The sequence below is a fragment of the Nonomuraea sp. NPDC003709 genome, from assembly GCF_040610775.1.
Lineage (GTDB): Bacteria > Actinomycetota > Actinomycetes > Streptosporangiales > Streptosporangiaceae > Nonomuraea > Nonomuraea angiospora_A.
Genome location: NZ_JBEXMW010000001.1, coordinates 20,091 through 37,734 on the forward strand (window position 1 = coordinate 20,091; position 17,644 = coordinate 37,734).

The 17,644-nt window shown below is 67.4% G+C and carries 29 protein-coding genes; 28 read left to right on the forward strand and 1 reads right to left on the reverse strand.

Features of this window, described 5'->3' with window-relative positions:
- Positions 1-2: 2 nt before the first annotated feature.
- From rplV to truA, 28 genes are all read left to right on the forward strand, one after another.
- Complete coding sequence (gene rplV, locus ABZX61_RS00135) at positions 3-356, forward strand: 50S ribosomal protein L22 (RefSeq protein ID WP_020542306.1); 354 nt, start codon at positions 3-5, stop codon at positions 354-356.
- On the forward strand, positions 356-1,207 hold the full coding sequence (gene rpsC, locus ABZX61_RS00140; RefSeq protein ID WP_355190237.1) for a 30S ribosomal protein S3: 852 nt from the start codon (positions 356-358) through the stop codon (positions 1,205-1,207). The genes rplV and rpsC overlap by 1 nt, the downstream gene beginning before the upstream one ends.
- 2 nt (positions 1,208-1,209) lie before the next feature.
- Positions 1,210-1,629, forward strand: a complete 420-nt coding sequence (rplP, locus tag ABZX61_RS00145; RefSeq protein ID WP_185070624.1) for a 50S ribosomal protein L16 — start codon at positions 1,210-1,212, stop codon at positions 1,627-1,629.
- Positions 1,629-1,865: a 50S ribosomal protein L29 gene (gene rpmC, locus ABZX61_RS00150; protein ID WP_106253417.1), complete on the forward strand. Its 237-nt coding sequence runs from the start codon at positions 1,629-1,631 to the stop codon at positions 1,863-1,865. The genes rplP and rpmC overlap by 1 nt, the downstream gene beginning before the upstream one ends.
- On the forward strand, positions 1,858-2,142 hold the full coding sequence (gene rpsQ, locus ABZX61_RS00155; protein WP_185070626.1) for a 30S ribosomal protein S17: 285 nt from the start codon (positions 1,858-1,860) through the stop codon (positions 2,140-2,142). The genes rpmC and rpsQ overlap by 8 nt, the downstream gene beginning before the upstream one ends.
- 196 nt (positions 2,143-2,338) lie before the next feature.
- Positions 2,339-2,710 (forward strand): 50S ribosomal protein L14, encoded by a 372-nt coding sequence (gene rplN, locus ABZX61_RS00160; RefSeq protein WP_106253399.1) that lies wholly within the window; start codon positions 2,339-2,341, stop codon positions 2,708-2,710.
- Positions 2,711-2,718: 8 nt separating this feature from the next.
- Positions 2,719-3,012, forward strand: a complete 294-nt coding sequence (gene rplX, locus ABZX61_RS00165; RefSeq protein ID WP_350731450.1) for a 50S ribosomal protein L24 — start codon at positions 2,719-2,721, stop codon at positions 3,010-3,012.
- On the forward strand, positions 3,012-3,587 hold the full coding sequence (rplE, locus tag ABZX61_RS00170; RefSeq protein WP_106253395.1) for a 50S ribosomal protein L5: 576 nt from the start codon (positions 3,012-3,014) through the stop codon (positions 3,585-3,587). Before rplX ends, rplE begins: the two co-directional genes overlap by 1 nt.
- A 4-nt stretch (positions 3,588-3,591) precedes the next feature.
- On the forward strand, positions 3,592-3,777 hold the full coding sequence (locus ABZX61_RS00175; protein WP_020542298.1) for a type Z 30S ribosomal protein S14: 186 nt from the start codon (positions 3,592-3,594) through the stop codon (positions 3,775-3,777).
- Between the two features lie 155 nt (positions 3,778-3,932).
- Complete coding sequence (rpsH, locus tag ABZX61_RS00180; RefSeq protein ID WP_192789898.1) at positions 3,933-4,331, forward strand: 30S ribosomal protein S8; 399 nt, start codon at positions 3,933-3,935, stop codon at positions 4,329-4,331.
- A 16-nt stretch (positions 4,332-4,347) separates the two neighbouring features.
- Complete coding sequence (rplF, locus tag ABZX61_RS00185; protein ID WP_350730990.1) at positions 4,348-4,890, forward strand: 50S ribosomal protein L6; 543 nt, start codon at positions 4,348-4,350, stop codon at positions 4,888-4,890.
- Positions 4,891-4,892: 2 nt separating this feature from the next.
- Positions 4,893-5,276: a 50S ribosomal protein L18 gene (gene rplR, locus ABZX61_RS00190; protein WP_355190242.1), complete on the forward strand. Its 384-nt coding sequence runs from the start codon at positions 4,893-4,895 to the stop codon at positions 5,274-5,276.
- 25 nt (positions 5,277-5,301) lie between these two features.
- Complete coding sequence (gene rpsE / locus ABZX61_RS00195; RefSeq protein WP_091090115.1) at positions 5,302-5,931, forward strand: 30S ribosomal protein S5; 630 nt, start codon at positions 5,302-5,304, stop codon at positions 5,929-5,931.
- Positions 5,932-5,933: 2 nt separating this feature from the next.
- The gene (gene rpmD, locus ABZX61_RS00200) at positions 5,934-6,116 is read left to right on the forward strand and encodes a 50S ribosomal protein L30 (protein ID WP_080043226.1); all 183 of its coding nucleotides are present in this window, start codon (positions 5,934-5,936) and stop codon (positions 6,114-6,116) included.
- Positions 6,117-6,118: 2 nt separating this feature from the next.
- Positions 6,119-6,574: a 50S ribosomal protein L15 gene (gene rplO, locus ABZX61_RS00205; RefSeq protein ID WP_350730993.1), complete on the forward strand. Its 456-nt coding sequence runs from the start codon at positions 6,119-6,121 to the stop codon at positions 6,572-6,574.
- Between the two features lie 166 nt (positions 6,575-6,740).
- A complete protein-coding gene (gene secY / locus ABZX61_RS00210; RefSeq protein ID WP_355190245.1) occupies positions 6,741-8,045 on the forward strand; it encodes a preprotein translocase subunit SecY in 1,305 nt (434 codons plus the stop codon).
- Positions 8,045-8,695 (forward strand): adenylate kinase, encoded by a 651-nt coding sequence (locus tag ABZX61_RS00215; RefSeq protein ID WP_185070637.1) that lies wholly within the window; start codon positions 8,045-8,047, stop codon positions 8,693-8,695. The genes secY and ABZX61_RS00215 overlap by 1 nt, the downstream gene beginning before the upstream one ends.
- A gap of 113 nt (positions 8,696-8,808) precedes the next feature.
- Complete coding sequence (gene map / locus ABZX61_RS00220) at positions 8,809-9,618, forward strand: type I methionyl aminopeptidase (protein ID WP_350730997.1); 810 nt, start codon at positions 8,809-8,811, stop codon at positions 9,616-9,618.
- A gap of 18 nt (positions 9,619-9,636) precedes the next feature.
- Positions 9,637-10,077 (forward strand): DUF1707 domain-containing protein, encoded by a 441-nt coding sequence (locus tag ABZX61_RS00225; RefSeq protein WP_355190247.1) that lies wholly within the window; start codon positions 9,637-9,639, stop codon positions 10,075-10,077.
- Positions 10,078-10,180: 103 nt separating this feature from the next.
- Positions 10,181-10,582: a hypothetical protein gene (locus ABZX61_RS00230; RefSeq protein ID WP_350731001.1), complete on the forward strand. Its 402-nt coding sequence runs from the start codon at positions 10,181-10,183 to the stop codon at positions 10,580-10,582.
- Between the two features lie 292 nt (positions 10,583-10,874).
- The gene (gene infA / locus ABZX61_RS00235) at positions 10,875-11,096 is read left to right on the forward strand and encodes a translation initiation factor IF-1 (protein WP_012887858.1); all 222 of its coding nucleotides are present in this window, start codon (positions 10,875-10,877) and stop codon (positions 11,094-11,096) included.
- Between the two features lie 25 nt (positions 11,097-11,121).
- The gene (gene rpmJ / locus ABZX61_RS00240; protein ID WP_003956441.1) at positions 11,122-11,235 is read left to right on the forward strand and encodes a 50S ribosomal protein L36; all 114 of its coding nucleotides are present in this window, start codon (positions 11,122-11,124) and stop codon (positions 11,233-11,235) included.
- Between the two features lie 222 nt (positions 11,236-11,457).
- A complete protein-coding gene (rpsM, locus tag ABZX61_RS00245) occupies positions 11,458-11,838 on the forward strand; it encodes a 30S ribosomal protein S13 (RefSeq protein WP_125644650.1) in 381 nt (126 codons plus the stop codon).
- 42 nt (positions 11,839-11,880) lie between these two features.
- A complete protein-coding gene (gene rpsK, locus ABZX61_RS00250) occupies positions 11,881-12,285 on the forward strand; it encodes a 30S ribosomal protein S11 (protein ID WP_020542285.1) in 405 nt (134 codons plus the stop codon).
- A 23-nt stretch (positions 12,286-12,308) separates the two neighbouring features.
- Positions 12,309-12,935, forward strand: coding sequence for a 30S ribosomal protein S4 (gene rpsD / locus ABZX61_RS00255; RefSeq protein ID WP_185070645.1), 627 nt, complete (start codon positions 12,309-12,311; stop codon positions 12,933-12,935).
- Positions 12,936-13,030: 95 nt separating this feature from the next.
- On the forward strand, positions 13,031-14,047 hold the full coding sequence (locus ABZX61_RS00260; RefSeq protein WP_350731004.1) for a DNA-directed RNA polymerase subunit alpha: 1,017 nt from the start codon (positions 13,031-13,033) through the stop codon (positions 14,045-14,047).
- Between the two features lie 131 nt (positions 14,048-14,178).
- The gene (rplQ, locus tag ABZX61_RS00265; RefSeq protein ID WP_355190250.1) at positions 14,179-14,718 is read left to right on the forward strand and encodes a 50S ribosomal protein L17; all 540 of its coding nucleotides are present in this window, start codon (positions 14,179-14,181) and stop codon (positions 14,716-14,718) included.
- 74 nt (positions 14,719-14,792) lie between these two features.
- On the forward strand, positions 14,793-15,689 hold the full coding sequence (truA, locus tag ABZX61_RS00270) for a tRNA pseudouridine(38-40) synthase TruA (RefSeq protein WP_355190252.1): 897 nt from the start codon (positions 14,793-14,795) through the stop codon (positions 15,687-15,689).
- Here truA and ABZX61_RS00275 read toward each other — a convergent pair.
- Positions 15,654-17,621 (reverse strand): hypothetical protein, encoded by a 1,968-nt coding sequence (locus ABZX61_RS00275; RefSeq protein WP_355190254.1) that lies wholly within the window; start codon positions 17,619-17,621, stop codon positions 15,654-15,656. The genes truA and ABZX61_RS00275 overlap by 36 nt on opposite strands.
- Between the last annotated feature and the right edge of the window lie 23 nt (positions 17,622-17,644).

Below are 17,644 nucleotides of genomic sequence, written 5' to 3' on the forward strand. Positions count from 1 at the left end.
CGATGGAAGCCAGGGCTCAGGCGCGGTTCGTCCGTGTCACGCCCCAGAAGGCCCGCCGTGTGGTGGACCTCATTCGCGGGCTGCCCGCTTCGGAGGCGCAGGCCGTGCTGCAGTTCGCTCCCCAGTCGGCGAGCGAGCCGATCTACAAGGTGCTCAGCAGCGCCATGGCGAACGCTGAGCACAACTTCGACCTCGACCCGCAGACGCTCGTCGTCAGCCGGGCGTGGGTCGACGAGGGCCCGACGCTGAAGCGGTTCCGCCCGCGTGCCCAGGGTCGTGCCTATCGGATCAACAAGCGGACGAGCCACATCACTGTGATCGTGGAGTCCCGCGAGCCGAAGGGAAGGACCCGATAGTGGGCCAGAAGGTTAACCCGCACGGGTTCCGCCTCGGCATCACGACCGACTTCAAGAGCCGGTGGTACGCCGACAAGCTGTACAAGGCCTATGTCGCCGAGGACGTGGCGATCCGCCGCATGCTGCAGAAGGGCATGGAGCGGGCCGGCATCTCCAAGGTCGAGATCGAGCGCACGACGGACCGCGTGCAGGTGGACATCCACACCGCGCGTCCCGGCATCGTGATCGGCCGCCGCGGCGCCGAGGCGGACCGTATCCGTGGCGACCTGGAGAAGCTGACCAAGAAGCAGGTTCAGCTCAACATCCTCGAGGTCAAGAACCCGGAGATCGACGCGCAGCTCGTCGCGCAGGGCGTTGCCGAGCAGCTGTCCAGCCGTGTCTCGTTCCGCCGCGCCATGCGCAAGGCGATGCAGTCGGCCATGAAGTCCGGCGCCAAGGGCATCCGTGTCCAGTGCTCCGGTCGTCTGGGCGGCGCCGAGATGTCGCGGTCGGAGTTCTACCGTGAGGGCCGCGTGCCGCTGCACACCCTCCGCGCGGACATCGACTACGGCTTCTACGAGGCCCGTACGACCTTCGGCCGCATCGGCGTGAAGGTCTGGATCTACAAGGGCGAGGCTCCGACCAGCCGCGCCGAGCGCGAGGCGGCTGCCGCCGGCGCTCGTGCCGGCCAGCGTCGCGAGCGTGATGACCGTCGTGGTGGTGGCGGCGGCGACCGTCCGCGTCGTGGTGGCGGCGACCGCCCCCGTCGCGGTGGCGGTGGCCGTGGCGACCGCGCCCCCCGCACTGAGGCGGCCTCGCAGGCCGCCCCCGAGACCGGCCCGGCTGCGCAGCCGGGTGCTGAAGGGAGCTGACCATGCTGATCCCGCGCAGGGTCAAGCACCGCAAGCAGCACCGGCCTGACCGCAGCGGAGCCGCCAAGGGCGGCACCAGGGTCACGTTCGGCGAGTTCGGCATTCAGGCGGTTGAGCACTCCTACGTGACCAACCGTCAGATCGAGTCCGCTCGTATCGCCATGACCCGTCACATCCGCCGTGGCGGCAAGGTGTGGATCAACATCTACCCCGACCGTCCGCTCACCAAGAAGCCTGCCGAGACCCGCATGGGTTCCGGTAAGGGTTCGCCGGAGTGGTGGATCGCCAACGTCAAGCCCGGACGCGTGATGTTCGAGCTGTCCGGCGTGGCGGAGCCGATCGCCCGCGAAGCGCTTCAGCGCGCGATCCACAAGCTCCCGATGAAGTGCAAGATCGTTAAGCGTGAAGTGGGTGAGGCGTGATGGCTAAGGGCCTGACCGCCGGCGAGCTGCGGCTCGAGGACGAGGACACTCTCGTCCAGAAGCTGAAGGAGGCCAAGGAGGAGCTGTTCAACCTCCGCTTCCAGGCGGCGACCGGTCAGTTGGAGAGCCACGGGCGGCTGCGCGCCGTCCGCCGCGAGATCGCCCGTATCTACACCGTGATGCGCGAGCGCGAGCTGGGCATCGTCACGGTCGAGAAGGAGACGAGCGATGGCTGAGACCGAGACCACTGAGACGAACGAGCAGCGGAACTTCCGCAAGGTCCGCGAGGGCCTCGTGGTGAGCGACAAGATGGACAAGACCGTCGTCGTCGCCGTTGAGGACCGCGTCAAGCACCGTCTGTACGGCAAGGTCATCCGCCGTACGACCAAGTACAAGGCACACGACGAGGCCAACGCCTGCGGCGTCGGCGACCGCGTGCTGCTCATGGAGACCCGCCCCCTCTCCGCCACCAAGCGGTGGAGGGTCGTGGAGATCCTCGAGAAGGCGAAGTAACTCTCCTTCTCGACATATACCGCGCCTCGTGGGGGCTCTGAGAGCCCCCATGACGGCGTCCAAGGACGCGGGGCCACATGCGGGCCTCGCGTCGCCTGCGGTGCGGCGCCTACGGGCGTTGTGGCCGTGGGAACAAGACAACGACGGTTCCGCCAGGCTCAGAAATGAGAACCGGCGCGACTAACAGGAGTTCAACGTGATCCAGCAGGAGTCGCGGCTCAAGGTCGCCGACAACACGGGCGCGAAGGAGATCCTTTGCATCCGTGTTCTCGGTGGCTCGGGCCGACGCTACGCCGGTATCGGCGACATCATCGTCGCCACTGTCAAGGACGCGCTGCCGGGCAGCACGGGCGTCAAGAAGGGCGACGTGGTCAAGGCCGTCATCGTCCGCACGGTCAAGGAGCGCCGCCGGCCCGACGGCTCCTACATCCGCTTCGACGAGAACGCCGCCGTCATCATCAAGGACAGCGGTGACCCTCGTGGCACTCGTATCTTCGGCCCGGTCGGCCGCGAGCTGCGCGACAAGAAGTTCATGCGCATCATCTCGCTCGCCCCGGAGGTGCTGTAATGCCGAAGCTGCATGTGAAGAAGGGTGACCTGGTCAAGGTCATCGCCGGCAAGGACAAGGGTGCCAAGGGTCACGTCATCGCCACGCTCCCGCACGAGGACCGTGTGGTGGTCGAGGGCGTCAACATGATCAAGAAGCACTCGAAGGAGACCCACCAGGGTCCGCGCGGCGCCAAGACCGGCGGCGTGCAGACCATGGAGGGCCCCATCCACGTCTCGAACGTGAAGAAGCTCAAGGACGAGAAGCCCGCCGAGAAGAAGGCCGACGAGAAGAAGGCCGACGAGACGGGTGAGGACAGCTGATGACTGCCACGACCACTGAGACCGAGCGCCCGACGCCGCGACTCAAGACGAAGTACCGCGAGGAGATCGCGGCCCAGCTTCGCGAGCAGTTCGGCATCGAGAACGTCATGCAGATCCCCGCGCTGACCAAGATCAAGGTCAACATGGGCGTCGGCGAGGCGGCTCGCGACTCGAAGCTCATCGAGGGCGCCGTCCGCGACCTCACCGTGATCACCGGCCAGAAGCCGGCCGTCGTCCGGGCGCGCAAGTCCATCGCCCAGTTCAAGCTGCGCGAGGGCATGCCGATCGGCGCGCACGTCACGCTGCGCGGCGACCGCATGTGGGAGTTCCTCGACCGCCTGCTGGCGCTGGCCCTGCCCCGTATCCGGGACTTCCGCGGCCTGTCGCCCAAGCAGTTCGACGGCAACGGCAACTACACGTTCGGTCTGACCGAGCAGGTCATGTTCCACGAGGTCGACCAGGACAAGGTCGACCGGCCGCGGGGCATGGACATCACGATCGTGACCACGGCGAAGAACGACGACCAGGGCCGGGCGCTGCTGAAGCTCCTCGGCTTCCCGTTCAAGGAGGCCTGATCCAATGGCGAAGAAGTCGCTGATCGCCAAGGCGGGGCGCAAGCAGAAGTTCGAGGTCCGGGCGTACACCCGTTGCTCGCGTTGTGGCCGGCCGCGCGCCGTCTACCGCAAGTTCGGGCTCTGCCGCGTGTGCTTCCGCGAGATGGCGCACCGGGGCGAGCTGCCCGGCATCACCAAGTCGAGCTGGTAGATAACCTTAGGGGCGGCCTCCGTGCCGCCCCTGGGTGATCATATTTTCAGAAGAAGACCCGGGCGCTCTCGAAGAGCGTCCATGACCGCGCCGAAGGTCCACCGGCAGAGCGCTGCTTGGCCGACTGGAAACCGCGGCGAGGAAGGCCACTGGCCATGACGATGACCGACCCGATCGCAGACATGCTCACACGTCTGCGTAACGCGAATTCGGCGTACCACGACAGCGTGACGATGCCGTACTCGAAGATCAAGGCGCACATCGCCGAGATCCTCCAGCAGGAGGGTTACATCCAGGCTTGGACCGTCGAAGACGCCAAGGTTGGCAAGAACCTCGTGGTGGAGCTCAAGTTCGGGCCCACCCGTGAGCGGTCGCTCGCGGGCCTGCGCCGGGTTTCCAAGCCCGGTCTGCGGGTTTATGCAAAGAAGGACAACCTGCCTCGAGTCCTGGGCGGACTGGGCGTCGCGATCATCTCGACGTCCGCCGGTCTCATGACCGACAAGCAGGCCGGCAAGCGTGGCGTGGGCGGGGAAGTCCTCGCCTACGTCTGGTAGAGGGGAGGAACACAGCATGTCGAGAATCGGACGGCTGCCCATCCCTGTGCCCAGCGGCGTAGACATCACGATCGCCGGCCAGGATGTCCAGGTCAAGGGCCCGAAGGGCACGCTCAGTCACAAGGTCGCCGAGCCCATCACGGTCGCTCGCGACGAGGACGGCGCCATCGCCGTCGCCCGGCCCAACGACGAGAACAAGGTCCGTGCGCTGCACGGCCTGTCCCGGACGCTGATCGCCAACATGGTGCAGGGCGTCACCCAGGGTTACTCCAAGTCCCTGGAGATCGTCGGCGTCGGTTACCGCGTCCAGGCCAAGGGCCCGACGCAGCTGGAGTTCTCGCTGGGCTTCAGTCACCCGGTCATCGTGGACGCGCCCGAGGGCGTCACCTTCCGCGTCGAGAAGCCGACCCTGTTCCACGTGGACGGCATCGACAAGCAGAAGGTCGGCGAGGTCGCGGCCAACATCCGCAAGCTGCGCAAGCCTGACCCGTACAAGGGCAAGGGCGTGCGCTACCAGGGAGAACAGATCCGCCGCAAGGTCGGAAAGGCTGGTAAGTAGGCATGGCTCCGAAGACTGCGTTCAGCAAGCACACGGCTGCCCGCACCGTCTCGCGGGCCCGCCGTCACCGCCGCGTCCGCAAGAACGTCGTCGGCACGACCGCGCGTCCGCGCCTGGTCGTCAACCGTTCGACCCGTCACATGTTCGTCCAGATCGTGGACGACACCGTCGGCCACACGCTGGTGAGCGCGTCCACCATGGACCCCTCGCTGCGCGTGCTCGAGGCGGACAAGACCGAGAAGGCGAAGAAGGTCGGCGAGCTCCTCGCTCAGCGGGCCAAGGAAGCCGGGATCTCCGCTGTCGTGTTCGACCGCGGTGGCAACCGCTACGCCGGCCGCATCGCGGCTCTGGCGGACAGCGCCCGCGAAGGCGGGCTCGAATTCTGATGGCAACTGAGAAGAGGAACCACTGATGGCTGCAGCTCCGCGTCGCGGTGGCGGCACCGGTGGCGAGCGGCGGGACCGTCGTGACGATCGCCGCGGTGGCGCCGCCGACAAGGGCGTCTCGTACATCGAGCGCGTAGTGAAGATCAACCGAGTGGCCAAGGTCGTGAAGGGTGGTCGTCGCTTCAGCTTCACCGCCCTCGTCGTCGTCGGTGACGGCAACGGCCTGGTCGGCGTCGGCTACGGCAAGGCCAAGGAAGTGCCCGCGGCCATCGCCAAGGGCGTCGAAGAGGCGAAGAAGCACTTCTTCAAGGTGCCTCGGATCCAGGGCACCATCCCGCACACCGTGCAGGGCGAGGAGGCGGCCGGTGTCGTCTTCCTGCGTCCGGCCTCGGCCGGTACCGGCGTCATCGCCGGTGGCCCGGTGCGTGCGGTGCTGGAGTGCGCCGGCATCCACGACGTGCTGTCGAAGTCGCTCGGCTCCGACAACCCGATCAACATCGTGCACGCCACCGTGGCGGCTCTGAAGGGCCTCTCGCGCCCCGAGGAGATCGCCGCCCGCCGTGGCCTGCCGATCGAGGACGTCGCTCCGGCCCGCATGCTGAAGGCTCAGCGTGAGGGTCTCGCCGAGGCGGCGGCCGCGAAGGCGGTGAGCTAGTCATGGCACGCCTGAAGATCACTCAGGTTCGCTCGAAGATCGGTGGCAAGCAGAACCAGCGTGACTCGCTGCGTTCGCTTGGCCTGAAGCGAATCGGCGACGTCGTCGTCAAGGAGGACCGGCCCGAGATTCGCGGGATGGTCTCCGTGGTGACGCACCTCGTCGAGGTGGAAGAGGTCGACTAGTCATGACTGACAAGGCTCCGCTCAAGATTCACGACCTGCGTCCCGCCCCCGGCGCCAACAAGGCCAAGATCCGCAAGGGTCGCGGCGAGGCGTCGAAGGGCAAGACGTCCGGTCGCGGCACCAAGGGCAGCCACGCCCGTACGACGGTCCCCCTCGGCTTCGAGGGTGGCCAGGTGCCGCTGCAGAGGCGTCTGCCGAAGCTCAAGGGCTTCTCCAACGCGCTGTTCAAGACGACCTACCAGGTCGTCAACCTGGACAAGCTCGGCGAGCTGTTCCCCGACGGTGGCGAGGTCACCGTCGAGTCGCTGGTCGCCAAGGGCGCTGTCCGCAAGAACCAGCTCGTGAAGGTGCTCGGCACCGGCGAGATCTCCGTCGCTGTGAACGTTCAGGCTCACGCCTTCTCGTCCGCCGCGAAGGAGAAGATCGCCGCTGCGGGTGGCTCCGTTACCGAGCTGTAAGAGCTATTACGAGGCGTGGGGGCTTTGACAAATGCCCCCACGCCCGTAGTGCGTTAGAGTTCGCGAGACGGCAGGCTTCTGACCGTCTCGTCTGACCTAAGACAGACATGGCAGATCCCCGCACCATCGCATACTCACACCGCCGTAAAGGCGCGCAGGAGGGACCGTGCTGACCGCGTTTACCCGGGCGTTCCGGACACCGGACCTGCGCAAAAAGTTGCTCTTCACCCTGGGCATCATCGCGCTTTTCCGTCTCGGCTCGGTTCTTCCGACTCCGGGAGTTCACGTCCAGAACCTCGCCGCCTGTTTCGAGCAGGCCCGTAACGGAGCCGCCGGCAACATCTACGGGATGGTGCAGCTTTTCAGTGGTGGTGCGCTCCTGAAGCTGTCGGTGTTCGCGCTGGGCATCATGCCGTACATCACCGCGAGCATCATTCTCCAGCTACTCGTCGTCGTGATCCCGCGTCTCGAGGCGCTGAAGAAGGAGGGACAGGCCGGTCAGACCAAGATTACGCAGTATACGCGTTATCTGACCATCGGTCTTGCCGTCCTGCAGTCCACCGCCTTCATCGCTCTGGCCCGTACCGGGCAGCTGTTCCCGAACTGCCAGCAGGACGTGCTCCTCGACCCCGACAACATCTTCCAGATCGTGACGATGGTGGTCATCATGACCGCCGGTACGTCCGTGATCATGTGGCTCGGTGAGCTCATCACCGACCGCGGTGTCGGCAACGGCATGTCCATCCTGATCTTCACTCAGGTCGTCGCGGTCTTCCCGTCCGAGCTGGCCAACATCTTCCAGGCGAACAAGTTCACCTTCACGGTCGTCATGGTCGTCGGTATCTTCATGATCGCCGCGGTGGTCTTCGTCGAGCAGGCGCAGCGTCGCATCCCGGTCCAGTACGCCAAGCGGATGGTCGGGCGCAGGATGTACGGCGGCACGTCCACCTACATTCCGCTGAAGGTCAACCAGGCCGGCATCATCCCGGTCATCTTCGCGTCCTCGCTGCTCTACCTGCCGCAGCTGCTGACGTCGCTCTTCCAGAGCACGGACAACGCGTTCATCCGCTGGATCTCGCAGAACCTGGCCACCGGTGACACGCCGATCTACATGACCACGTTCTTCGTGTTGATCATCTTCTTCACGTACTTCTACGTGTCCATCACGTTCAACCCCACTGAAGTCGCCGACAACATGAAGAAGTACGGTGGGTTCATTCCGGGCATCCGTCCTGGCAGGCCGACGGCTGAATACCTGAACTTCGTGCTCACTCGTCTGACCGCGCCGGGCTCGCTCTATCTGGGTCTGATCGCCATGGTCCCGATCGTCGCGCTGGCGGTGTCCGGTGCGAGCCAGAACTTCCCGTTCGGAGGGACGAGTATTCTGATCATGGTAGGCGTCGGCCTTGACACCGTTAAGCAGATCGAGAGCCAGCTCCAGCAGCGTAACTACGAAGGTTTCCTGCGGTAGTGCGTCTCGTTCTGGTCGGGCCCCCCGGAGCGGGTAAGGGGACACAGGCCCAGTACATCGCATCGAACCTGTCCATCCCGAAGATCTCGACAGGTGACATCTTCCGTGCCAACGTCTCGGGGGGCACGGATCTTGGCAAGCTGGCCAAGACGTACATGGACCGTGGTGATCTGGTGCCCGACGAGGTCACCATCGCCATGGTCCGTGACCGTCTGTCCGAGGACGACGCGCAGGACGGGTTCCTGCTCGACGGCTTCCCGAGGAACGTCGCACAGGCGGAGATCCTGCGCGACATGCTCAAGGACTGGGGCCAGGCGCTCGACCTCGTACTCGAGCTCGTCGTCGACGACGACGAGGTGGTCAGGCGGCTGGCCGGCCGGCGCACCTGCAGCCAGTGCGGCCGCATCTGGCACGTCGAGTTCGACGACAAGAAGGACGACAAGTGCGACGCGTGCGGGGGCGCGCTCTTCCAGCGTGACGACGACAAGGAGGAGACCGTCAGGCACCGCCTGGAGGTCTACCAGGAGCAGACGGCGCCGCTGGTCTCCTACTACGCCGACGAGGGCATTCTCGTGGGGGTCGACGCCACGGGCCCGGTCGAGGAGGTCACCCAGCGGGCCATGGAGGCGATCCGTCCGTTCATGGGATAGCTCCAGCTACGAGCGATTTGCGGAGGTGGCACGGGTTTCCGTGCCACCTCGCGGCTATTGTGGGGGGAATTGGGCCCCCATTGTGGCCCGTTGAAGACCCAGGGGGGCAGAAGATGTTCAAAAGGAACAGACACGGCATCCAGATCAAGTCGCCGGAGCAGCTGGAGAAGATGCGGGCGGCGGGCCTGGTGGTCGGGCGCACGCTCGACCTGCTGAAGCGCTCGGTCGAGCCCGGTATGACGCCGCTCGACCTCGACGTCATCGCCGAGAAGGCGATCAGGGACGAGGGCGCGATCCCGTCGTTCAAGGGCTACCAGGGCTTCCCGGCGACGATCTGCGCGTCGGTGAACGACGAGGTGGTGCACGGCATCCCGACCGACGCCAGGAAGCTGCGCGAGGGCGACGTCATCTCCATCGACTGCGGCGCGATCCTGGACGGCTGGCACGGCGACTCGGCCGTGACGGTCCCGGTCGGCGAGGTGGATCCGAAGCTGACCGAGCTGATGCGGATCACCGAGGAGGCCATGTGGCGCGGCATCGCGGCGCTGCGGGTCGGCCGCCACCTGTCCGACATCGGCTACGAGGTGGAGCGGTACGTCAAGTCGCAGGGCCGCTTCGGCATCCCCCCGGAGTACGGCGGCCACGGCATCGGCACCGAGATGCACATGGACCCGTGGATCGCCAACCACGGCCGGCCCGGCCGGGGCCCGGTGCTGGAAGAGGGCATGTGCCTGGCCATCGAGCCCATGGTGAACCTGGGCACCGAGCGCACCCGCGTGCTGGCCGACGAGTGGACCGTCGTGACGGTCGACGGCAAGCAGTCCGCACACTTCGAGCACAGTGTCGCCGTGACACATAATGGTCCTTGGGTGCTGACCGCCCTGGACGGCGGGCAAGAGCGCCTTACCCAACCGCAGAACTGACCCCCGGGAGTGGGTGGGATGGCGAACAGCCCCGAGATGCGAGCCTCCGACGCCGACCGCGACCGCGTCGCCGCCATCCTCCGCGAGCACACCGCGCAGGGCCGCATCACGATGGACGAGTTCAACGAACGGCTCGAGCAGCTCTACCAGAGCAGGACGTACGGAGAGCTGGCCAAGCTCACGGTCGACCTGCCGGACGTGGACCTGCGCAACCGGCCCGCCACGGTGCCGCAGAGCCCCGCACGGCGCCCCGGCATGCATCCCGGCATGCGGGCGGCCTGGGGCGCCTGGGCGTCGGCCAGCGGCATCAACTGGGTGATCTGGCTGATCGTGAGCCTCACGTCCGAGCACCTGATCTACCCCTGGCCGCTGTGGGTCATGGGCCCGTGGGGCGTCATCCTGCTGATCAGCACCGTCTTCGGCAGCCCGCCGCCCGACAAGCCCAAGAAGCTCAAGTAGGGCTGTGTGCACTAGTGCACTGTGTGCATTCGTGCGCAGTACGGATATGTCTGGATTCCTAACGTGAGCTGTGTCGGGAAGCACGACTCACGGAGGAACCGAAATGCGCAAGATCCTTGCGGCCACCGCTCTCGCCGGCTCGATCGCCCTCACCGGGCTCGCCGTCGCCCCCGCCGCCCAGGCGGCCACCGCCACCCAGTCGTCGGTCACGTCGATCAGCAGCTGGGGCAAGTACTACTCCAGCAACCACAAGGCCTTCACCTACGGCAAGACCTGGAAGCAGAACGGCAAGGTCTACACCCACTGGTACGGCAAGGAGTTCACCCCGAAGAAGGGGTACGTGTGGTTCAAGTACTACTCCGGCGGCAGCTGGCACAAGTTCGTCCAGGGCTGGGACGGCTCGTACCAGGCGACCTGGTCGAAGTTCGGCATCCAGAAGCTGTACACCTACACCTGCTGGGGCGGCCCGTTCAAGTACTGCGGTCCGACGCACCGCATCTACTAGGACCTCGCCCACGGGAACAGGGCCCGCCGGGATCTCTCCCTCGGCGGGCCTTCCGCTTTCCCCGGAAGGTCTGAAGGCCGGTGAACGTGGGGTAGACTCATCCGTGGTTGTGTCAGGACACCTGGCACGCGTTTCGCGTTTTAGTCTCAGGTGTCGTACACTCCTTAGTCGGCTCACTATGACTATCACGCGTCGGCGGCCTTTGCCGGTCGCCGCTCTCTTCGAAGCGTGAAGTCGCGGCTGCTTAGTGAACCCGAGCCTCAGACGATCGATCAGTGAAACGCGAGGAATCTTGGCCAAGAAAGACGGCGCCATCGAGATCGAGGGCACTGTGGTCGAGTCGCTCCCGAACGCCATGTTCCGGGTGCAGCTCGACAACGGCCATAAGGTCCTGGCCCATATCAGCGGGCGGATGCGGATGCACTACATCCGGATCCTGCCGGATGACCGGGTAGTCGTTGAACTGAGCCCCTACGACCTGAGTCGTGGGCGGATCGTCTACCGATACAAGTAAGACGTCTGAGGAATCACGAAGGACAATGAAGGTAAAGCCGAGCGTCAAGAAGATCTGCGACAAGTGCAAGGTGATCCGCCGGCACGGTCGCGTCATGGTGATCTGCGACAACCTGCGCCACAAGCAGCGCCAGGGTTAGTCGCCGCAAGGCTCCTCCGAGTCCGCCCCGATTGAGGGAGCGGGCTCGACGCATGAGGAGCCTGAGTCAGTAATCGCGTCTCACACCTGAGCAGGCGGGCCCTTTTCGAAAGGCTCGAACCGCTCTGGAGACCCCCGGTCGGAGGCCGGGGCCCTCACCCCGGGCATGGGGAGGGGTAGTGCGACGCAAGACCTCCGCCACAAAGAAGGAGAATGCCCGACCATGGCTCGCCTGGTTGGCGTCGACCTCCCCCGCGAGAAGCGGCTGGAGATCGCTCTCACCTACATCTACGGAATCGGCCGCACCCGCGCCCAGGAGATCCTCCAGGCCACCGGTGTCAGCGGCGACCTCCGTGTGCACCAGCTCTCCGACACCGAGCTCGTCCCGATGCGTGACTACATCGAGGCGAACTTCAAGATCGAGGGTGACCTGCGCCGCGAGGTCCAGGCCGACATTCGTCGCAAGATCGAAATCGGTTGCTACCAGGGCATCCGGCACCGCAAGGGCCTGCCCGTCCACGGCCAGCGCACGCAGACCAACGCGCGCACCCGCAAGGGCAAGAAGAAGACCGTGGCCGGTAAGAAGAAGCCCGGTAAGAAGTAGTCCACAGCCGCGGACCGAAGACCTCAGGAGTAATGGCAAACAATGCCTCCTAAGAGCCGTCAGGGCGCCCCGAAGAAGGTGCGCCGCAAGGAAAAGAAGAACGTCGCTCACGGGCACGCCCACATCAAGAGCACGTTCAACAACACCATCGTCTCGATCACGGACCCCAACGGGAACGTGATCTCCTGGGCCAGCGCCGGGCACGTGGGTTTCAAGGGCTCCCGTAAGTCCACCCCGTTCGCCGCTCAGATGGCCGCGGAAAACGCCGCTCGCCGCGCCATGGAGCACGGCATGCGCAAGGTTGACGTCTTCGTCAAGGGTCCCGGCTCCGGCCGTGAGACCGCGATCCGCTCCCTCCAGGCCACCGGCCTCGAGGTGGGTTCGATCCAGGACGTCACCCCGGTCCCGCACAACGGTTGCCGGCCGCCGAAGCGCCGCCGCGTCTGAACAAGCCCAGGAGATATTGAGAAATGGCTCGTTACACGGGCGCCGACTGCAAGCTCTGCCGTCGCGAGAAGACCAAGCTCTTCCTCAAGGGCAGCAAGTGCGAGTCTGCCAAGTGCCCCATCGAGATCCGTCCTTACCCGCCGGGTGAGCACGGCCGCGGACGTCCCAAGGAGTCCGAGTACCAGCTTCAGCTTCGTGAGAAGCAGAAGACCCGCCGCATCTACGGCGTCCTCGAGAAGCAGTTCCACAACTACTACGAGGAAGCCACCCGCAAGACCGGCAAGACCGGTGAGGCGCTGCTCCAGATCCTGGAGAGCCGTCTCGACAACGTCGTCTACCGCGCCGGGTTCGCCCAGTCGCGTGACGCCGCCCGCCAGCAGGTGCGCCACGGCCACATCCTGGTGAACGGCAAGAAGGTCGACATCCCGTCCTACCGCATTCGCGAGCACGACATCATCGAGGTCCGCGAGAACAAGCGCAACCTTCTGCCCTACGAGGTCGCCCGGGCGACCGCGGGCGAGCGCACCGTTCCCGCGTGGCTCGGCGTCGTGCCCGAGAAGCTCCGCGTCCTGGTTCACCAGCTGCCGGTTCGCCAGCAGATCGACACTCAGGTCCAGGAGCAGCTCATCGTCGAGTACTACTCGAAGTGAGCCTGAGTTGAGGTGCGGATTTCCGCACCTCAACTACGCTGTTTATCGGAGTGGCGTCATATAGCGGGCGCCACACGAAAAAGGGGAGACCCCGCATGCTGATCGCTCAGCGCCCGACTCTTCTCGAAGAGTCGCTCGACGACACCCGGTCCCGGTTCGTCATCGAACCGCTGGAGCCGGGCTTCGGTTACACCATCGGCAACTCGCTCCGCCGCACGCTGCTGTCGTCCATTCCGGGCGCGGCCGTGACGAGCATCCGGATCGAGGGCGTCCTGCACGAGTTCTCGACCGTTCCCGGGGTCAAGGAAGACGTCACTGACATCATCCTCAACCTCAAGGAGCTGGTCGTCTCCTCCGAGCACGACGAGCCGGTCGTGATGTACCTGCGCAAGCAGGGCCCGGGTGAGGTCACCGCCGCCGACATCGCGCCGCCGGCCGGTGTCGAGGTGCACAACCCCGAGCTGCGCATCGCCACGCTCAACGGCAAGGCGAAGCTGGAGATGGAGCTGACCGTCGAGCGCGGTCGCGGCTACGTCTCCGCCGCCCAGAACAAGCAGCCGGGCCAGGAGATCGGTCGCATTCCGATCGACTCGATCTACTCCCCGGTGCTCAAGGTCACCTACAAGGTCGAGGCGACCCGAGTCGAGCAGCGCACCGACTTCGACCGTCTCATCCTCGACGTCGAGACCAAGCCGGCCATGAAGCCCCGCGACGCGGTGGCCTCCGCCGGTAAGACCCTCGTCGAGCTCTTCGGCCTGGCCCGCGAGCTCAACGTCGAGGCCGAGGGCATCGACATCGGCCCGTCGCCGACCGACGCCGCCCTGGCCGCCGATCTGGCGCTGCCGATCGAGGAGCTCAACCTCACCGTTCGCTCCTACAACTGCCTCAAGCGCGAGGGCATCCACACCGTGGGTGAGCTCGTCGCGCGCAGCGAGCAGGACCTGCTGGACATCCGCAACTTCGGCGCCAAGTCGATCGAAGAGGTCAAGCAGAAGCTGCACGAGATGTCGCTGGCGCTCAAGGACTCCCCGCCCGGGTTCGACCCGAGCGCGGTGGCCGGCGGCGGCTACGACGACGACGACAGCGCGTACGTCGAGACCGAGCAGTACTGATCCGCTTTTCGAAGGCCCCGCGCGGTGTCATGGCGCGGGGCCACAGCAACGGATCGCATGAGCGACTGCGATCCGGCCCGACTCCGGTACCTGGTACGGCCGGGGCGGGTTAATCCAGGAGGAGAAAGACCATGCCCAAGCCCACCAAGGGTGCACGTCTTGGCGGCAGCCCGGCGCACGAGCGGCTGATCCTGGCCAACCTGGCCACCGATCTGTTCCGCCACGGCAAGATCCGCACGACGGTCGCCAAGGCCAAGCGCCTGCGCCCGCTGGCGGAGCGCCTGATCACCAAGGCGAAGAAGGGCGACATCCACAACCGTCGCCAGGTCCTGACCGTCGTCAAGGACAAGGGCGTCGTACACCACCTCTTCACCGAGATCGCGACGACGTTCGCCGAGCGTCCCGGTGGCTACACCCGGATCACCAAGGTCGGTCCGCGCAAGGGCGACAACGCCCCGATGGCGGTCATCGAGCTGGTGGCCGAGCCGCTGAACGGCGTCACGACCCGCCGCACCGAGGCCCCGGCCGCCGCGGCTCCGGCGCCCGCCGCGGAGGAGACCGAGGCTCCGGAGGCCCCCGAGGCCGCCGCCGAGGAGACCCCCGCCGCGGAGGCTCCCGCTGCGGAGGAGGCCCCGGCCGCCGAGGCTGAGGCGAAGAAGGACGAGGCCTGATCTTTCAGGTCGGACGAGACGGGCCCGGACCCCCTACGGGGTGCGGGCCCGTTTTCAGTTGAAGGAGGATCATCGTGGTACGGCTCCGCCTCGACCTCGCGTACGACGGGACCGACTTCTCCGGATGGGCCAGGCAGCCGGGACGCCGGACCGTCCAGGGCGAGATCGAGCAGGCGCTCGGCAGGATCCTGCGCCTCGGCGAGCCCGCGATGCTGACCGTGGCCGGCCGCACCGACGCCGGCGTGCACGCGCGCGGCCAGGTGGCCCACGTGGACGTGCCCGACGGGTCTCTGGCCGAGCTCGACGGCAACAGAGGGCCCCTGGACGTCCATGAGCGGCTCGCTGCGCTTGTCAGGCGCCTCGGCGGGGTCCTGCCTCCAGATGTACGTGTTCATCGGGTCTCCGTGGCTCCTGAGGGCTTCGACGCGCGTTTCTCGGCGATGTTCCGGCGGTACGCGTACCGGGTGAGCGACGCGGTGGGCGGCGTCGACCCGCTGCGGCGGCGCGAGGTGGTCTGGCACAACCGGTCGCTGGACGCCGGCGCGCTCAACGCGGCGGCGGCGCGGCTGCTCGGGGAGCACGACTTCGCGGCGTTCTGCAAGAAGCGCGAGGGCGCGACCACGATCAGGGAGCTGCAGCGGCTGGACTGGGCGCGCGAGCCCGACGGGGTGCTGGTGGCGACCGTCGTGGCGGACGCGTTCTGCCACTCGATGGTGCGGGCGCTGGTCGGGTCGCTGCTGGCGGCCGGTGACGGCAGCCGGCCGGTGGAGTGGCCCCGCCAGGTGCTGGCGCGGGCCGTACGGGACTCGGGGGTGCACGTCGCGCCCGCGCACGGGCTGTGCCTGGAGGAGGTGGGCTACCCGGCGGAGCCGGAGCTCGCCGCGCGGGCTCGGGCCACGCGGCGAGTGCGCACCACCGCCCTCCAGCGGACGCCGTCAGCCCTTGGTGACGCGGCGCTCGAGGACGAGTGAGGTCTGGTCCCGGAACGCCCCGCTGACCTTGGGCAGCGTCTTCTCCTTGGACTCGGGGGTGTGGCCGTCGGCGTAGGTGGCGTAGCTGAAGATGATGTAGCGGCCCCACACCAGCCCGGCCGCGTAGCCGCCGGCGATGTTCACGCGCTCGCCGCCCGAGCCGTCGGCGCCGGGGAGCGGGCGGAACCAGACATTGCGTGAGAGGTTCTTGGACTGGTCGGCGATGATGGCCGCGTCCTTGTCGGGCAGGACCGCTATGCCCGTGGTGACCGCGTAGCGGTGCTTGCTGTCGACGTAGGTGGCCCTGAGCACGCGGCTGCACTTCTGCTCTTTGAGCGCGTCCGCGAAGTCTCCTGTGGCGGCCTTGTCGCAGCTCGTCTCGACGGCCGCCTTGACCCTGGTGAACGTGGTGCCCGCCGCGCTGACCTTCTTCTTCGGGAACGCCTCCGAGAGCGACAGCTTCTGCGGGTCGGTCTGATCGGAGTTGAGGATGGACGTGCCGTCGGGGGCGTCGGAGGGCGCCGCGGCGGCGGGCGTCTCGGTGCTGGGCTCGCTTGACGCGGTGGGCCGGGTGGCGGCCGTGGTCGGCGTGGGGGAGGTGACCGCCTGGTAGGCGAAGAATCCGCCGGTCGCGACCCCGGCCAGGGCCAGCGCGCCCAGCGTGACGAGCAGGGCCCGCTTGCTCTTGCCGGGTGGGGCGGGAGGCGGGGGCGGGGTCTGGAACGGTGGCTGTTTGAACGCTCCAGGCGGGAACGCCGGGCTGCCGCCCTGGGGCCGGCTGAGCGGGGCGGCGGGCTTCTGTCCCCAGGTGTCCCTGGGGAACGGGAGATCGGGCAGCTTGGCCTCGGATGGTGGGTTGGGGGGCCAGACGGGCACGTCGCCGGGCTCGGGCGGGTGGGCCGACAGGTTGGCCGGATCGGACAGGGAGAGCGGCGGGGTGCCGTGTTCGGCGGGGTTCGGGGTGAAGGAGGACAGCACCGGGTCGGTGAGGTCCTCCTCCGGCGAGGCGATCGGGGCCGGCAGGAAACCGTCGGGAGGGGTGTCCTGGTCGGCGATGGACGGGAGCTGGGCCCTGCCCTCCGCCTGCTGGGCGGCCTCCCTGCGGGCCGCGTCCGGGTCGAAGTAGTGGGCCGGGCGGGCGAGGCCCTCCGGTTGGGTGGCGTTGGGGTCGTAGCCCGGCTCGTCGTTGTCGGGCTCGGCCACCAGTTCGCCCGTGGCGGCGGGCCAGGGCGGCTTGGCGTGCGGGTCGCTGGGCGGCGCGGGCCACACCGGCATGCCCGCCGCGGCGGCGGTGAACGCCGGTGGCGGCTCCCACGACGGGCCGCCGGGCGCGGCCTGCTCGGCGGGCCAGGCGCCGGGCTCCGGGTCGTCCCAGGGGCGGACGGCCCGCACCTGTTCGGCTCGTATCTGCTCGCCCAGCGTGGGGCGCGACCGGCCGATGAGCGTCTGGTCGGGGTCCTCCGCCTCGGCGGCGGGGTGCGGCGGGCGCAGGCCGCCCGGGCGGGTGGGCTCGGACTCGTCGTCGTACCAGTCGTACGGCGCTGCGTCGTCGCCCGCCACCTCCCACGGCTGGACGCCGGGCGGCTCGTCGGAGTCGGGCGGCCCCCGGAAGTCGGGAACGGCGGGCCGCGTCTCGGGGTCGGGCGGCGGCCCCCCGAAGACGGGGACGGCGGGTCGCGTCCCGGAGTCGGGCGACTCGTACGGCGCTCCCCTGAAGACGGGAACGTCCGCCGCCTCGCCCGGCGGCGCGTCGTCGTCAGGGCTGTGCGCCGCGTCGTCGGAGGAGCCGCGCAGTTCCTCGTCGGCGGGGGCGAACGCCGGTGGTACGTCTCGCCCGCTGGTCTGGCCGAAGCTCGGCGGTGGCGTCGCTGGTGCGGCCGATCCGTCGGCTTCCCTGCGATCGTGCTCAGACCCGGGTTCCTGGCCACGCATAGGGCGAGCCTAGCGAGAGTAGC

Bases quoted from the DNA above. Each gene is read 5' to 3' on its own strand.
- rpsK (WP_020542285.1), top strand. From the start codon at position 11,881: ATGCCTCCTAAGAGCCGTCAGGGCGCCCCGAAGAAGGTGCGCCGCAAG.
- rplE (WP_106253395.1), top strand. From the start codon at position 3,012: ATGACTGCCACGACCACTGAGACCGAGCGCCCGACGCCGCGACTCAAG.
- rpsE (WP_091090115.1), top strand. From the start codon at position 5,302: ATGGCTGCAGCTCCGCGTCGCGGTGGCGGCACCGGTGGCGAGCGGCGG.
- rpsM (WP_125644650.1), top strand. From the start codon at position 11,458: ATGGCTCGCCTGGTTGGCGTCGACCTCCCCCGCGAGAAGCGGCTGGAG.
- ABZX61_RS00260 (WP_350731004.1), top strand. From the start codon at position 13,031: ATGCTGATCGCTCAGCGCCCGACTCTTCTCGAAGAGTCGCTCGACGAC.
- rpsH (WP_192789898.1), top strand. From the start codon at position 3,933: ATGACGATGACCGACCCGATCGCAGACATGCTCACACGTCTGCGTAAC.
- rpmC (WP_106253417.1), top strand. From the start codon at position 1,629: ATGGCTAAGGGCCTGACCGCCGGCGAGCTGCGGCTCGAGGACGAGGAC.
- rpmJ (WP_003956441.1), top strand. From the start codon at position 11,122: ATGAAGGTAAAGCCGAGCGTCAAGAAGATCTGCGACAAGTGCAAGGTG.
- rpsD (WP_185070645.1), top strand. From the start codon at position 12,309: ATGGCTCGTTACACGGGCGCCGACTGCAAGCTCTGCCGTCGCGAGAAG.
- rplV (WP_020542306.1), top strand. From the start codon at position 3: ATGGAAGCCAGGGCTCAGGCGCGGTTCGTCCGTGTCACGCCCCAGAAG.
- ABZX61_RS00230 (WP_350731001.1), top strand. From the start codon at position 10,181: ATGCGCAAGATCCTTGCGGCCACCGCTCTCGCCGGCTCGATCGCCCTC.
- rpmD (WP_080043226.1), top strand. From the start codon at position 5,934: ATGGCACGCCTGAAGATCACTCAGGTTCGCTCGAAGATCGGTGGCAAG.
- ABZX61_RS00175 (WP_020542298.1), top strand. From the start codon at position 3,592: ATGGCGAAGAAGTCGCTGATCGCCAAGGCGGGGCGCAAGCAGAAGTTC.
- rplP (WP_185070624.1), top strand. From the start codon at position 1,210: ATGCTGATCCCGCGCAGGGTCAAGCACCGCAAGCAGCACCGGCCTGAC.
- rplF (WP_350730990.1), top strand. From the start codon at position 4,348: ATGTCGAGAATCGGACGGCTGCCCATCCCTGTGCCCAGCGGCGTAGAC.
- rplQ (WP_355190250.1), top strand. From the start codon at position 14,179: ATGCCCAAGCCCACCAAGGGTGCACGTCTTGGCGGCAGCCCGGCGCAC.
- rpsQ (WP_185070626.1), top strand. From the start codon at position 1,858: ATGGCTGAGACCGAGACCACTGAGACGAACGAGCAGCGGAACTTCCGC.
- rplO (WP_350730993.1), top strand. From the start codon at position 6,119: ATGACTGACAAGGCTCCGCTCAAGATTCACGACCTGCGTCCCGCCCCC.
- rplR (WP_355190242.1), top strand. From the start codon at position 4,893: ATGGCTCCGAAGACTGCGTTCAGCAAGCACACGGCTGCCCGCACCGTC.
- map (WP_350730997.1), top strand. From the start codon at position 8,809: ATGTTCAAAAGGAACAGACACGGCATCCAGATCAAGTCGCCGGAGCAG.
- ABZX61_RS00225 (WP_355190247.1), top strand. From the start codon at position 9,637: ATGGCGAACAGCCCCGAGATGCGAGCCTCCGACGCCGACCGCGACCGC.
- ABZX61_RS00275 (WP_355190254.1), bottom strand. From the start codon at position 17,621: ATGCGTGGCCAGGAACCCGGGTCTGAGCACGATCGCAGGGAAGCCGAC.